The organism is Paenibacillus sp. FSL R5-0490, from assembly GCF_001956215.1.
Lineage (GTDB): Bacteria > Bacillota > Bacilli > Bacillales > Cytobacillaceae > Cytobacillus.
In genome coordinates this window covers 1-14,501 of the sequence record NZ_MRTQ01000038.1, presented here as the reverse complement: position 1 = coordinate 14,501, position 14,501 = coordinate 1, and the positions used below count along the sequence as shown (strand labels likewise).

General features: G+C 44.1%; 14 protein-coding genes, 1 pseudogene and 1 riboswitch. Of the genes and pseudogenes, 8 read left to right on the top strand and 7 right to left on the bottom strand.

The features are described from left to right. Positions 1–26: 26 nt before the first annotated feature. The 3 genes from panF to queF form a co-directional block, all read right to left on the bottom strand. The gene (gene panF / locus BK139_RS22190; RefSeq protein WP_076263144.1) at positions 27–1,469 is read right to left on the bottom strand and encodes a sodium/pantothenate symporter; all 1,443 of its coding nucleotides are present in this window, start codon (positions 1,467–1,469) and stop codon (positions 27–29) included. Further along, on the bottom strand, positions 1,466–1,756 hold the full coding sequence (locus BK139_RS22185; RefSeq protein ID WP_076263142.1) for a YhdT family protein: 291 nt from the start codon (positions 1,754–1,756) through the stop codon (positions 1,466–1,468). The genes panF and BK139_RS22185 overlap by 4 nt, the downstream gene beginning before the upstream one ends. Positions 1,757–1,912: 156 nt before the next feature. Next, on the bottom strand, positions 1,913–2,410 hold the full coding sequence (queF, locus tag BK139_RS22180; protein WP_035326349.1) for a preQ(1) synthase: 498 nt from the start codon (positions 2,408–2,410) through the stop codon (positions 1,913–1,915). A 110-nt stretch (positions 2,411–2,520) separates the two neighbouring features. Beyond that, a riboswitch (PreQ1 riboswitch) is annotated at positions 2,521–2,566 on the bottom strand. 141 nt (positions 2,567–2,707) lie between these two features. Here queF and mscL point away from each other — a divergent pair. From mscL to BK139_RS22165, 3 genes and pseudogenes are all read left to right on the top strand, one after another. Then, a complete protein-coding gene (mscL, locus tag BK139_RS22175; protein ID WP_061792265.1) occupies positions 2,708–3,079 on the top strand; it encodes a large conductance mechanosensitive channel protein MscL in 372 nt (123 codons plus the stop codon). A gap of 70 nt (positions 3,080–3,149) precedes the next feature. After that, the gene (locus tag BK139_RS22170) at positions 3,150–3,791 is read left to right on the top strand and encodes a Bax inhibitor-1/YccA family protein (RefSeq protein WP_048010518.1); all 642 of its coding nucleotides are present in this window, start codon (positions 3,150–3,152) and stop codon (positions 3,789–3,791) included. Positions 3,792–4,011: 220 nt separating this feature from the next. Then, a pseudogene (locus BK139_RS22165) lies at positions 4,012–4,449 on the top strand (AhpC/TSA family protein); the annotation flags it as partial. Positions 4,450–4,460: 11 nt separating this feature from the next. On the opposite strand, the gene BK139_RS22160 reads toward BK139_RS22165, so the two are convergent. Then, positions 4,461–5,186, bottom strand: coding sequence for a 5-formyltetrahydrofolate cyclo-ligase (locus BK139_RS22160; protein ID WP_076263138.1), 726 nt, complete (start codon positions 5,184–5,186; stop codon positions 4,461–4,463). Between the two features lie 722 nt (positions 5,187–5,908). Between BK139_RS22160 and BK139_RS22155 the strand changes: the two genes are divergently transcribed. The 5 genes from BK139_RS22155 (at position 5,909) to BK139_RS22135 (ending at position 10,154) form a co-directional block, all read left to right on the top strand. Continuing rightward, a complete protein-coding gene (locus BK139_RS22155; protein WP_076263136.1) occupies positions 5,909–6,673 on the top strand; it encodes a gluconate 2-dehydrogenase subunit 3 family protein in 765 nt (254 codons plus the stop codon). A 26-nt stretch (positions 6,674–6,699) separates the two neighbouring features. Beyond that, on the top strand, positions 6,700–8,409 hold the full coding sequence (locus BK139_RS22150; protein WP_076263134.1) for a GMC family oxidoreductase: 1,710 nt from the start codon (positions 6,700–6,702) through the stop codon (positions 8,407–8,409). Positions 8,410–8,780: 371 nt separating this feature from the next. Further along, on the top strand, positions 8,781–8,999 hold the full coding sequence (gene tatA / locus BK139_RS22145) for a twin-arginine translocase TatA/TatE family subunit (protein ID WP_048010511.1): 219 nt from the start codon (positions 8,781–8,783) through the stop codon (positions 8,997–8,999). Positions 9,000–9,013: 14 nt separating this feature from the next. After that, entirely contained in the window at positions 9,014–9,742 is a 729-nt protein-coding gene (tatC, locus tag BK139_RS22140; protein ID WP_076263132.1) for a twin-arginine translocase subunit TatC, read from the top strand. A gap of 70 nt (positions 9,743–9,812) precedes the next feature. Next, a complete protein-coding gene (locus tag BK139_RS22135) occupies positions 9,813–10,154 on the top strand; it encodes a DUF3243 domain-containing protein (protein WP_076263130.1) in 342 nt (113 codons plus the stop codon). Between the two features lie 395 nt (positions 10,155–10,549). Here the strand turns inward: BK139_RS22135 and BK139_RS22125 are convergent, their stop codons facing one another. The 3 genes from BK139_RS22125 to BK139_RS22115 form a co-directional block, all read right to left on the bottom strand. Next, positions 10,550–11,086 (bottom strand): GNAT family N-acetyltransferase, encoded by a 537-nt coding sequence (locus tag BK139_RS22125; RefSeq protein WP_076263126.1) that lies wholly within the window; start codon positions 11,084–11,086, stop codon positions 10,550–10,552. 263 nt (positions 11,087–11,349) lie between these two features. Beyond that, positions 11,350–12,708: a TldD/PmbA family protein gene (locus BK139_RS22120; protein WP_076263124.1), complete on the bottom strand. Its 1,359-nt coding sequence runs from the start codon at positions 12,706–12,708 to the stop codon at positions 11,350–11,352. A 1-nt stretch (position 12,709) separates the two neighbouring features. Then, positions 12,710–14,101: a TldD/PmbA family protein gene (locus BK139_RS22115; RefSeq protein WP_076263122.1), complete on the bottom strand. Its 1,392-nt coding sequence runs from the start codon at positions 14,099–14,101 to the stop codon at positions 12,710–12,712. Positions 14,102–14,501 lie beyond the last annotated feature (400 nt).

The following is a 14,501-nucleotide window of genomic DNA, read 5'->3' as shown; positions in this document are numbered from 1 at the left end:
CGGGATACCTCTCCGGAGCCTCTTGGTTAAATTTCTGCTGCTGCAGGTGCTGTTTTTTCGGTAAATAGACTTACAGCTATATAGGCGGCCAGTGATAAAGCAATAGGCAATACGACTGTATTCATGCCTAAAGCATTGGGATAAAAAGTATGGAATAAAATATAGGAAGCCGTTCCGGTTATCATGGAGGCCACCGCACCATATTTATTCCCCTTCGCCCAATAAAGACCCAGCACAACTGGCCATATGAACGCTGCTTCCAGTCCTCCGAAAGAAAAGAGATTCAGCCAGATCAGCAAATCGGGCGGACTGAGCGCCATAATGCATACCAGAATTCCCAGCAGAGCTGTGACTGCAAAACTCATTCTCTTAATCGTGCTTTCTTCAGCATCAGGTTTAATGTAATTAATATACACATCTTTCACAATTGCCGAGCTGACCAGAAGGAGCAGGGAATCCACGGTTGACATGATGGCAGCCATCGGTGCAGCCAGCACAATTCCCGCAAGCCATGGTGGAAGGACTTCCATGGCAATCATCGGCATAACTTTATCCCCCACTTCAATCCCTGGAAGAATTGGCCGGGCAAACACGCCAATTAAATGCATGCCAAGCATGATAAAGCCGACCACTATTGTTCCGATGATAATGGCCCTATGCATGGCTTTGGCATTTTTATAGGACATGGCCCTTACCGCAACCTGAGGAAGACCTACAACCCCAACTCCAACCAGAATCCAGAATGAGGACACATATAAAGGAGTCAATCCGCCATCAAAGCCAAACGGTGTAATCAGATTGGGATTTTCTGAAGACAGATCACTGATAATATTCGGTATCCCTCCACCTGCCACAATAACAGCAACCAGAAGGATCATGGTGCCGATGAACATGATTCCGCCCTGGACGGCATCCGTTACGGCAACAGCACGGAAGCCGCCGATGACAACGTAGACCATGACAGAAGCAGCGAAAATAAACAAAGCAGATAAATAGCTTAATCCTGTCAGAGATTCAATTAACCTTGCTCCGCCAACCCATTGGGCAGCCATGGCGGAAAACAGGAAAATAATGATGCTGAGCGAGGATAACCAGACAACCCATTTGCTGTTATATCTCTCTTTCAGAAAATCGATGAGTGTTACAGCATTATACTTTCTTGCTGTAATCGCAAACTTTTTCCCAAGAACCATGAGGACGAAATAACCAGTAACAACCTGTGACATGGCAAGCAAAACCCAGCCAAGACCCTGTGTGTATGCAACACCGGGACCCCCGATGAAACTGCTGGCACTTCCGTAGGTGGCAATCATGGTCATGGCCAGAATAAAACCGCCCAGCTGCCTTCCTCCAAGGAAATAATCCTGCAGAAACGAACTGCTCGTATCAAACTTTCTGCTGGACCATAAACCCACCAGAAAAATAATGACTAAAAAGAAAAGAAGAGGAGCAATAACCTGCCAGTTCATTCGGATTCTCCCCCTTCCCCGTTTTCTTCGAACGGAACTTCCTTAAACAGGAATTTTACAGCTGCTGATACCAGTATCACCATGACAGCAAATCCGGCTACACAGCTCCAGAAAAACCAGGCAGGCAGCCCCATAATGAATGTATACTCATCGGCAGGTTCGGACCCCAGCCCATAGGCAAACCCATACCACCAAATAAAATTAAAGAGTACGAGACCAATGCCAATCCAAGCTTCTTTCTCTGCAATCTTAAAGCGAGGATCTTTTTTATGTATGCTTTTCTTCATTATATCCCCTTTCAGAGCTTTATTATTGTACTGCTCTATTAAAATACAGAATATTCCCTAAATATAATCCCACTTATGTATATTTTCTGCAACAAAAAAAGCAGATTGCTCTGCCTTTTTTGATATTATTTTAAAATTGCAGTTTAAGCAAGGGTCTTAGCGATTATCAATCGTCTCCGGATATAGGTCATGGTTCATCAAGCGGTAATCGGCCATTTTTTCATATTTCGTCCCCGGCTTTCCGTAGTTGCAATAAGGATCGATGGAGATTCCTCCACGCGGAGTGAACTTGCCCCAAACCTCAATATAGCGGGGATCCATTAATTCGATAAGATCATTCATAATGATATTCATGCAGTCCTCATGGAAATCGCCATGATTTCTGAAGCTGAAAAGATATAGCTTCAATGACTTGCTCTCTACCATCTTTTGATCCGGAATATAGCTGATATAGATGGTCGCAAAATCCGGCTGGCCTGTTTTTGGGCAAAGGCTCGTAAACTCAGGGCAATTAAACTTTACAAAATAATCGCGGTTTGGATGCTTATTATCAAAAGCCTCCAGAATCTCAGGAGCATATTCAAAAAGATATTTAGTACCCTGATTTCCCAACAATGTAATATCCGTTAATTCCTCATCTTTTCTTCCTGACATAAAAATAGCCTCCCTTTATATGATCCCGCTGATCCTAAAGAGAGGTTCGAAAAGTACAGCTTGAAAAATAAAACCATATCCTCTCGTGGATATGGTTGATTATTATAATCAAAGCCATAGTTTTTTATAGAGGGTGAAGCTATGAACCTCTCCCGCTCACACGGGAATAATAGAAATATAATTGTCATAGTTACTATAGAGAAAAAGCCTGTTTCTGTCAATAGGTGCTTCCCTATCTGGTTTTCATACATTCTTCATAGTATAATAACGGTAATTTTCAAAGAAAGGTGACTTGTTATGTGGAATGAGTTTAAAAAATTCGCTCTAAAGGGAAATGTCCTGGATTTGGCGGTTGGGGTTGTAATCGGAGCTGCCTTCGGAAAGATTGTATCTTCCCTTGTAGATGATATCATTATGCCGCTTGTCGGATTGCTGATGGGCGGAGTTGACTTTACGGATTTGATGGTGAAAGTCGGCGGAGCACAGGTAAAATACGGTTTATTCATACAGAATGTGGTGGATTTCTTCATCGTGGCATTCTCCATTTTCGTCTTTATCAGGATTATTAACAATCGTTTCAAAAAGAAAGAAGAAGCAGCACCTGCACCAGCTGTGGATAAAAATATCGAGCTTTTAACTGAAATAAGAGACCTTTTAAAAAATAAATAATTAATGAAACTTAAATAATAGTTCAGTCGTATATACATATACAAAATGAATTTAGAGGAGAAATGAAAAAATGTATGTACAGCATACTGCAAATAACAGTTATTTGCCTTCTGTCTTACGGGCGTTTGCCTTATCATTGGGGATTGCATTTATCGGAACGATGGCGGGTGTTTTCATCCCTCCAGCCCTTTTTTTGCCGCTGATGCTTCTTGAACTTGGAATGCTGCTTTTCGCTTTCCTGCTCCGCCGCAAAAAAGCTATTGGGTATACATTCCTTTATGTATTTACATTTATTTCAGGAATGACGACCTACCCGATTGTTGCCCACTACCTGGCTGCTATTGGACCTAACCCTGTTTTAACAGCACTTGCTACGACAACGGTTGTGTTCACGGGCTTAGCCGTATATGCTTCGACAACGAAGCGGGACTTATCTTTCCTTGGCGGCATGCTGATGGCGGCATTGCTCGCCCTTATTGCGATCGGAATTTTCAGCCTCATCTGGCCGTTAAGCTCTAACGCGATGCTCGCATTCTCCTTCATCGGAGTGCTTGTGTTCAGCGGATATGTGCTATTCGACTTCAATCGCATGAAACAGTATGGAGTGTCACCGGAAGAAGTGCCGTTGATGGCTCTTAACCTATACCTTGATTTTATCAACCTGTTCATAAATATCCTTCGCATTTTTGGGATATTGGGGAGCCGGGACTAAACAGGAGTGCGAACTCCTGTTTTTTTATGTGCAAGCCGCAATTCTTTATTCCTTCAATAGAATTAGGTATGATCAGATGTAAATCCGAAAGGCGGGATATTTCATGAAATATATTTTAGAAACCCAAAATCCTGATAAAAATATTACGCTAGAACAGGCCATCAGCAGCCAATACACAATGGCTGTCTTCGTCCGCCACCTTGGCTGACCGGTCTGCCGGGAATATCTTGCGCAGTTGCGCGAGCGCATAAATGAAGTAGAAGCAAAAGGTTTTCAAGTCATTGTCATTGCTCCTTCGAAAGGAACCTTTATCAGTCAATTCCTTGAGCAATTCGGTCCGTTCCCTTTTCCGATCCTCGGCGACCCTTCCCGGGAAGCTTATAGAGGAATGGGACATAAAACCATGCCAAAATGGAAGCTTCTTTCAAAGGCAGCACTTGGATATATTACAGGAAAAGTCGGCGGCTTTATCCCTAAGGATGAAAAACAAAAGGAGTTTGTCATGAAATCCATGAAAACTCAGGATGTCTACGTTCAGGGGGGGACATGGCTTTTCTCGCCTCAGGGAAAAATTTTATGGAAGCATATTGATGAATCCCCCGAAAATCACGCAAAGATTAATGATGTTTTAAAGAAAATGGACGAAGTTAAAGCTTAAAAGGCAGTCAATTACTTGGCTGCCTTTCCTTTTGTGATCTCCCATATTTCACGCAAAACCGGCATCTCTTCCATTTCCTTCTCCGTTACAAGATCCCATTGAATCCCGGTTGGTTTTGGATAGGGCGTATTGGTTTTGATCAGTTCCTTTTCAGTGGCAATCCAGTCGACAGTCAAATCATAAGGATCCCTAGGAATATCTGCTTCTGTCACCTGGGCGCTGTTAACTGTTCCTATCACAGGGATTTCAGGATTCCCCAGTTCCCTGATTATCGCATACTCCCGGTCAGCATAACCCTCCCCTTTTCCGACCCGCCGGCCATCCCGGTGAAGCCCCACTGATCCGGCAAAAAACAAATCAATCTTCGGCAATTCTGTAAGGGGAACTTCTTTCCCGTATGAGTGAATATGCTTAAGGCTCGCTGCTTTTCGCTCCTCCCCCGCAGGTACCCATTCCGGCTTTACCATTATAAAGCCTGCTTTCAGCCGTGGAGTGGGAACCAGCAATGTCTTTCCATCTTTCAGAATTTGGGTGCGGACCGGCAGCTGCGGAGAATCAGGATTTACCTTAATGACCTTAGCCTCTTTATACTCAGGCATAGTAAAAACAAATGCAGCCGCTTTTTCAGCTCCTTTGAAATTGGGAATTCTATTCGTTAAAGGAAACGGAAAGCGGCCAAGCTTGTTCTCCTCAAGAAAATTCCATATGTACTCACGGATTTCTTTCTTCGTTTTCATCGTGTTTCACTTCCTTTCTTTCATTTTATCTATTAAAGAAAAAAACTCCAATTTTTTAAATAAACAGGTTTTAACACAAGTACACGGGGTAAACAAATAATGCAAGGCCAATAACAAAACGGAAGGGACTGGTTGACGATGAAAAGCGTAACAGCGACTTCAAGGTTCGTCATTGGCATTGCAAGAAACCAGGGAGGGTTTGCAGAGCGTTCGAAAGGCACTCTCGTCTATAACCGATATATTTAAAATCGGTTCGGCCCTATGCAAATCGTAATCTCCAGGTTGTCCGTCATTCGGACTTAAAAAAGGTGCAGACCAATCGGTTTGCATCTTTTTTAATGCCATAAAGTGAAACTTCAATCAGTGAGGGTTTTCCATAACCCCCACTGATTGTTAGTCGCGTTCTAGTGTCGCTAAGATCTCCGCTAGCGCTTCAATCAATCGACACTACGAACCCGATTGGTTCAACTAAGCCTCTGCTTTGCATCGGCAAGTTTCACTGTATCTCACCAATCGGGCCTTTACGGGCAGTTTGCCCCCCCACGCTTATCCTCCTTTGATTCCTCTGAGTCTTGAAGCGGGGGTCTTACTGCCCGTTAGACTGCGATAAAGACCTCCTTATTTCTTCTCTTCTTTTCACAATCCAAAAAATATTCCTATCAAACGGTTTAGACAAGTATATTTTTCTCCATAATGGCAAATAAAAGGAGGTTTCCATATAGATGTCTGAACATGAACAAAAACAAGAATCAACCATGTCCCGGAGAAGATTCATCCGCAATTCCGGGTTAGTTGCCGGCGGTTTAGTAGGAGGCGGTATTCTTGGCGGCTTAATTGGTGCAAACATGAACAAAGACGGTACAGCAACGGAAGAGAATGCCCATACAAATGGGCATGATCAGGTTGCCTATCAGCAGTCGCCTTTATATTTCACAAACCCCGAGACATTCGGAATCCTGCAGGCTGCCGTTGAGAGAATTTATCCAAAGGATGAAAATGGCCCTGGTGCGAATGATTTGGATGTTCCATTTTTTATCGACCATCAGCTTGCGGGCTCATGGGGCAACAATACAAGGGAATATATGCAGGGTCCGTTCTTCCCAGGGTCGAACTTTCAGGGCTACCAGTCCCCTTTAAAACGGCATGAAGTATTTGATGTCGGACTTGCTGCCCTGCAGACCTACAGCAATGAAAAGTTCAAGAAGCCATTTTCTGAATTGGAGGGCGAACAGCAGGATGAAATTCTTACAGCCTTTGAAGAGGATAAAGTGAAGCTCCGGGGTGTTACTTCAAGGACGTTCTTTAATATTCTCCGGGCCGCCACCATTGAAGGTGTATATGCAGACCCTGCCTACGCCGGAAACAAAAATATGGAAGGCTGGAAAATGAAAGACTTTCCTGGCCATCAAATGAGCTATATCAATCAAATTGAGTCTGAAAAATTTGTGAAAATTAAACCAAACAGTCTCCATTCATATACGAAATAGTACTATCTTTTAAGGAAGTGGTAAAAATGGCGAAAACATTGCCAAAAACGGATGCAGTCATTGTAGGAGTCGGATGGGCCGGCGGAATCATTGCAGCTGAGCTTGGGAAACAGGGATTAAAAGTTGTTGGCCTGGAGCGGGGAAAAGAGCGCGGTGTCAAGGACTACTATGTGGTCCATGATGAACTGCGCTATGGAATACGCTATGAATTAATGCAGGATCTTTCTAAAGAAACGATTACGTTCCGCAATCATGGGAAGGAACGTGCCCTTCCTATGCGCCAGCTTGGGTCCTTTTTGCTGGGCGAAGGCTTAGGCGGGTCCGGTGTTCACTGGAATGGGCATACTTTCCGCTTTCTGCCTTATGATTTTGAAATCAAGTCACAGACAGTTAAAAAATATGGCGAAGCCAAGATCAAAGGTCTTCAAGTTCAGGATTGGGGCATTACATACGATGAATTGGAGCCTTATTTCTACGAATTTGAAAAGGCGGCAGGAATTGGCGGTGAAGAAGGTGAGCTTGGGCCAAAAAGAGCAGAGCCGTTCCCAAATCCTCCAATGAAGGAAACACCTATTACAGCAAGATTTAAAAAGGCCGCGAAATCATTGGGGATGAAGCCTTACCAAATGCCATCCGGCAATATGAGCGAGGCATATGAAAACCAATATGGCGCCAAGATGGCTCCATGCCAGTATTGTGCGTTTTGCGAACGATTCGGCTGTGAATATGGAGCAAAAGCTGATCCGACTGTGGCCGTTATTCCATTTGCCAAAGAAACGGGAAATGTGGATATCCGCAACTTTGCGAATGTAACGGAAATTATTCACGATGGCAAAAAAGCAACCGGTGTGCGCTATGTGGATGTCCAGACAAAAGAAGAATTCATTCAGCCGGCTGAAATGGTTATTCTGACCAGCTATGTCATGAATAACACCCGCCTTCTTCTGACATCCAAACTGGGACGTCCATACAACCCTGATACAGGATCAGGGGTGATCGGGAAGAACTATTGCTATCAGATCCTTCCCGGGTCAGCGGGCTTTTTTGATGAAGAACAATTTAACACATTTATGGGTGCCGGTGCCCTCGGTGCAACGGTGGATGATTACAATGGGGACAATTTTGACCACTCGGATCTTGGCTTTATCCATGGCGGCTCCATATCTATCAACCAGTCAGGATACCGTCCGATTCAATATAATATGGTTCCGACTGATACACCGAAATGGGGCAGCAAGTTTAAGGAGAATTCCATTAAGTATTTCACAAGAGCATTAAGCATTGGCACCCAGGGGGCATCCATGCCTGTTCAGCACAATTATATGGATCTGGATCCTTCTTATAAAGATGCTTACGGGCTTCCGCTGCTTCGTATGACATACGATTTCACTGAACAGGATAAGAATCTTTATAACTATATTGGAAAAATCACAGACAACATCATGAAGGAAATGGGACCTTCAAAAATTAACGACCGGCAGCAGCTGGAGCATTACGATATCGTCCCTTACCAGACGACACACAATACAGGCGGTGTCATCATGGGGGCAGAGCCTGAAACATCAGCCGTAAATAACTATCTCCAAATGTGGGATGCAGAGAATGTCTTTGTCGTTGGTGCCTCCGCTTTCCCTCACAACGGAGGTTATAATCCGACAGGAACTGTAGGGGCGCTCGCCTATCGTGCTGCTGAAGGAATCATCAAATACAGCAAAGAAGGCGGCCTGCTTGCATAAGAAAAGCGCAAGCGCCTTGCTTACGAAGGAACGCAGACTAAGAACGCCACGTCCTGTGGCAACGTCTGCATGACCCACATCCTGTGGGCCTCAAGCACAAGACGAGCCTCCCGGAAAGGCGTTCTTTGCCTTTTTGGGAGGATTGTCGGAAATGTGGAGGCGACTGCTTAGGGACGACAAGCATAAGACGGGCCCTGCAAGAAGGTGTCCTTTCATTCTGGAAGGGATTGGCTTATGTCTCGAGTCCCTAGGAGCCGAAACAAGACAAGCTTGTGACCTCGAGGGGGTAGGCGCTGGAGCTGGACAGTTCTCGAAGTTCAAGCTAATACTAACTTACCTTTTAAGAAATTTTTCACGAAGGAGTGAACTCCATGGGGCTTTCAAATATTGGAATACCCGGATTGATTATCATACTGGTTATCACCTTAATTATCTTTGGTCCTAAAAAGCTTCCTGAGATCGGGTCTGCCTTTGGAAGGACCTTATCAGAATTCAAGAAATCAGCCAGAGAAATTATGAGTGATGACGATGAACCTGATTCAAAAGCACGTTCAATTGAAACGGCTGATCGGAAGGATAAACCGCTTTAACAGGAGGGTTTAGAATGAAAACGGACGAACAAACCCTTGTAGAGCATTTAACAGACCTGAGAAAAGTGCTGATTCGATCTCTGCTTTTCTTTATTGTCAGCTTTGCCCTATGTCTGTTTTTCATCAACCGGCTGATCCCTATGCTCTCAAACGATCATGAGCTGGTTATGCTTGGACCGCTGGATGTCATTAAGCTGTACACAGGAATTGCAGGAAGCATCAGCCTTGGGCTTTCGCTTCCTTTCATTTCTTATCAGATCTGGCTATTTGTAAAGCCGGCTTTAACGGAAAAAGAAAGCAGAGTGTCCTTAATGTTTTTTCCGGCGATTCTTTTCAGCTTTATCGGCGGGCTTGGCTTCGGATTTCTTATTATTTTCCCTGCCATTTATCAGTTTTTAATGCTATTGGGTGAATCACATTTTGCGATGATGATCACGGCCAGGGAGTATTTTTCGTTTCTCCTGATGTCGACTATTCCTTTTGGCTTTCTGTTTGAAGTGCCTTTGCTGTTGTTGTTTCTGACAACGATCGGCATTGTCACCCCAGTTATGCTCAGCTCAATGCGAAAATACGCTTATTTGATCATGGCCGTTGTATCTGCTCTCATTACTCCGCCTGATTTATTTTCACAGATTCTGGTCCTCGTGCCTCTTATTGGGCTATATGAAATTGGCGTGATCATGTCAAAAGTGAAATTCAGGAAACTGAAAGCTGTTCAGGAAACACCATCCAGTGAAATCTAAAAGAGTTTAATTCTCCTTCTGAAAGGATATTTAATAAGAAAACAAACAATCCTTTGGGAGGTCTACTGAAATGAATGAACAAGAACATGTAATCAAACAAGATGGTGAACTGGATACAAAAAATATTAAAAGCGCAATGGACAAGATGTCCAATGAACGAGCAGAAGATATTTTAAGCAGCTTCGATGAATTTAAGGGCTATTTGGCGGAACGAATTGAGCTTGGCAAAAAGCTGGGATTAAATGAGGAACAGCTTGCCGTAACAGCGGAAAAAGTGGCTGGCTACCTTGCTGAAAATGTGGAGCCCAAAAACCGTGAAGAACAGCTGCTGAAGGAGTTATGGAAAGTCGGAGATGATGAAGAAAGGCATAAGCTCGCACATATGCTTGTACGCCTGACAGAGCAGGCATAATAATGAAGCCGGAATTGTTGATCGTGACAGTTCCGGCTTTTATTTTTTAAGATCTCTATACAGATTTATAAAGTGACTCGGCTCTGACTTTACATGAAAAGAAAACACACCCCGATTGGTATGGAGATAAAGGAAACCAAATTCACAACTCGAATTTCTGTATGACATATCCCAAACTTCATCAAGGAGAAACTTTTCTGATGGCGACAGAATGTGATCCTCAAATAAGTGAAGAAAAAGTTCTTGTTCAATGTATTGCTGCTGATTCCAGTCGATCTTGCGGGTGACTGTTATAAAAGGATGGGAAGCAATGATCCGCACATGAACCTCCATGATAAAAAGGATTTGCTTCTATTGAAACATATTGTTGAGTGCGATTCAAACAGCGGCTCCCCTTACCCGGTGTATTCCTCCCGCAGAATGGCATAGCAGGTCAAATCCACCGGCCTTCCATCTCTTATTGCATGCTGCCGCAAAATCCCTTCATGCTTCATTCCTGACTTCTCCATAATCCTCCATGATCCGGGGTTGTCCGTAAAAGCAAGAGCATAAATCCGGTTATGGTTCAGCTCTTCGAATCCATATTTAATAACTGCGCTGGCAGCCTCTGTACCATACCCATTGCCCCAGAAAGGCTTGCCGATCCAATAGCCGATCTCCGCCCTTCTATTAGCATTAGTGCCTGTAATATTGATGAGTCCTATTAAGCCACTATCCTCTTTTCTCGTAATAGCGAAAATCGTAATCTTACCGTTTCTCTCTGCTTCCAGGATGCCTGTAATAAACTCCCTTGCTCCCCCTTCAGGATAAGGATGGGGAATATTTAATGTCGTTTTTGCCACATCATAATCACTTGCGTATTCTTCTACCCTGGCTGCATCATCAAGGGTAAGGCTGCGCAGAATCAGGCGGCTGGTTTCGAGGGTTTTCATCTTTTCGCCTCCTATTTTTGTTTATCAGCAGAGTTTCTATTTTTCGAAAAGAAAATCCTTTATTTTTCCTGCTGACTTTTCAGCTTATTATTTATATCTGACAAATGCTTAAATATATCTTGCAACCCTTTTGATATATCTAACATCTCTTAAGGTTTATCTAACATTGCTTAAGATTTATCTAACATGTTTTATAGTTTATCCTGCATCCCGCAGAATGAAGAAAGCACACCACCTGCGAAGTGGTGTGCCATCCCGTTTATTTATTCAACCGTCACAGCCAGCTCCCTGATTAATAGAGATGGGGAGCCAATGTAGCCTGTGGCCATGAAACCCAACGAAAATTCCAAGTCTGAACCGATGGCTTCAATATTATTTAACAGCTCATAGAAGTTTCCGGCAATCGTCATTTGGTTTACGGCATTTTGCACTTTTCCATCTTTGACATAATAGCCGTTAGCCGCAATGGAAAAGTCCCCTGATACGGTATTGGCACCGGAATGGAGGCCGGATAATTCGGTTATGATGATGCCCTCTGAGAGCGAAGATACCAGCTCATCATAGCTTTGATCGGATGGATTGACGTAAAGATTCGTTGGAGCTACCGTCAAAGTGCCCTTATAAGAAGCTTTATAGGCATTGCCTGTCGATTCCACACCATCTTTTTGTGCTGTTTTGCGGTTATGCATCAAGGTAATAAGCCTGCCGTCTTTCACAATATCTTTTCTGGCAGTGGCAACCCCTTCGCTGTCAAAATTAGAACTGAGCAGACCTTCTTCTAAAAATGGGTCATCTACGATATTCAATGATGCCACAGCAATGCTTTCACCCGTTTTCCCCTTAAGAGCCGATTGCCCTTTTTGGGTGTTTTCCGCTGAAAAAATCGGGATGTATGTCTGCAGCAGGGCGCCGGCGGCATCGTTTCTCAGCAGGACAGGGTAGTTTTTGCTTTCGGCACTCCTGGCATCCAGCTGAGATAATGCTTCTTCTACTGCATGCCTTGCTATTTCCTCCGGATTCAAGATCGAAAAGTCTCTCGTAAACTTGGAGTATTCTCCATTTTTCACCTGATCCCCCTGCTTAACGATGACTGATACATAAATGCCTGCATGATTGCTCTTTTCGCTGAGGCTCAAGCCTTTGCTGTTGAGAAGAACCCTTTCTGTTTCACCGCTGCGCAGCATGAAATAATCGGTCCCGGTTACCCGCTCATCATAGGCGTAGATGTGCTTTTCAATTTGCTTAAGCAAATTTATTTTTTCAGCAATCGTAACTTCCGCAAGACTGCTTGAATAGTAGCTTCCAGACTCATACTTTTCGCTGCCGGCAAAGATTTCTTCCTGTACTTCATCCTCAATAAATTGAGAGTTTTCCTTCGCATTCCCGATCAGAAAAGACAGGGATTCCTCATCCAGTTTTTCCGTAAAAGCATAGCCCATCCTGCCTTCGTAAAGGCCTCGGAAGGAGGTTCCGAACACTTCGGAAGTGTCGTAAGAATCGATTTCCCCTTTGAAAAGCTCACAGGCGAACTTTTCCTCTCTCTCATAATAAAGCTCCATATCTGTGAAACCATGCTGCCCGCCAAGCTGAAAGAGCTTTTCCTTAAATTCCTGCAGGTTCATATTATTCGCCTCCCTTTGTTCCGCCAACAGTCATTTCGCTTACGCGGATCATCGGCTGGCCAACATTGACAGGAATGCTTCCGCTCTGTGAACCGCACATGCCAGCACCATGGTCCAGGTTATTTCCCACCATATCAACCAGCTGGAGTGTTTTCGGACCATTCCCTATTAAAGTAGCACCCTTTAACGGCTTGCCGATTTTTCCGTCTTTTACGAGATACGCTTCCATGACGGCAAAGTTGTAATCGCCCGTTGTGGTATTGACCTGGCCGCCGCCCATGTATTTAGTATAAATTCCATACTCTGTATTTGAGACGATTTCTTCCGGAGTGGACTTGCCGTTTGCAATGTACGTATTGGTCATTCTCGAAGTCGGTGCAAAGCGGTAGGACTGCCGCCTTCCCGATCCTGTCGATTCCATGCCCATCCTGCGTCCGCCGAATTTATCAATCAAGTAACCTTTTAAAATTCCATTTTCAATCAGGACATTTTTACGCGCCTTTTCGCCTTCATCATCGATCGTAATCGATCCCCACTCATTGGCAAGCGTGCCGTCATCAATGTATGTAACGACATTCGAGGCCACTTTTTCGCCGATCCGGTTTGCAAAAACAGAGTTTTCCTTCGCTACAGATGTAGCTTCAAGGCCATGTCCGCAAGCTTCGTGGAAAATAACCCCGCCGAATTCATTATCGATGATCACAGGGAACTTCCCGCTTGGACAAGGGTCTGCCCCAAGCATCGTAACGGCAATGCGGGATGCTTCATTGGCGTAATGCTCCAAGTTCAGGTTTTCCATAAATTCAAAGCCTTTATGGGCTCCAGGTCCATAGAATCCAGGCTGCATTTGGTTTCCTTCTGCCGCAATCGACTGTATGGCAAGGCGGCTTCGCACCCGCCGGTCTTCAACAAATTTACCTTCAGAGTTTGCTATCAGCACATTCTGTTCTTCATCCAAATACCTGACCGTAACCTGCTGGATGCTGCTGTGATAGTTCTTCGCAATCTCATATGCCTTTTTCATGACATCTACTTTGCGGAGCTTCTCCACCTCGCGCGGATTCAGAGATATAGGATGCGCTGCCGGAATCATTTCTTTTTGCAGCTGTGCGGGCTGAATGACTTTTTCTCCACTGATCGCCTGGGCAGCATTGCCCGCAGCTTTCAGCAAACCTTCCTTCGATCCATCCGTTGTGTAAGCATACACACTCTGCAGCCCCTTAAACACGCGAATGCCGATCCCATAATCCCGGCCTGATAAGCTGCTCTCAATTTTCCCGCCCTGAAGCGCAAGGTTATTGGTGAAACGATCCTCAACAAATACTTCGGCAAAATCCCCGCCAGTGGCCAGAGCTGCCGTAATTACATCATGAATGACTGATTGTGAAAGCATAGTGAACCTCCTTCTATCTAACTTTTCAAACTATTCTAATCATACCGTACTGAACTTTATTTTAGTATGGTTTTTTCCTTTTTTGACCAATAAGGAGGATGATTATGCCTTCATCTATTTGTAATTTCGGTTGGTCTATTTGCGGGCTTGCTCATCTATTTGCAGGTTCCGGGTTTCTATTTGCATTTACCTATCTATTTGCAGGTTTGATTGGCCTATTTGCAGGTTCGCTCATCTATTTGTAATTTCGGCTGGACTATTTGCAAATTTGCTCATCTATTTGCAGGTTCCGGGTCCCTATTTGCAATTACCTATCTATTTGCAGGTTTGATTGGCCTATTTGCAAGTTTGCTCATCTATTTGTAATTTCGGTTGGTCTATTTGCGGGCTTGCTCATCTA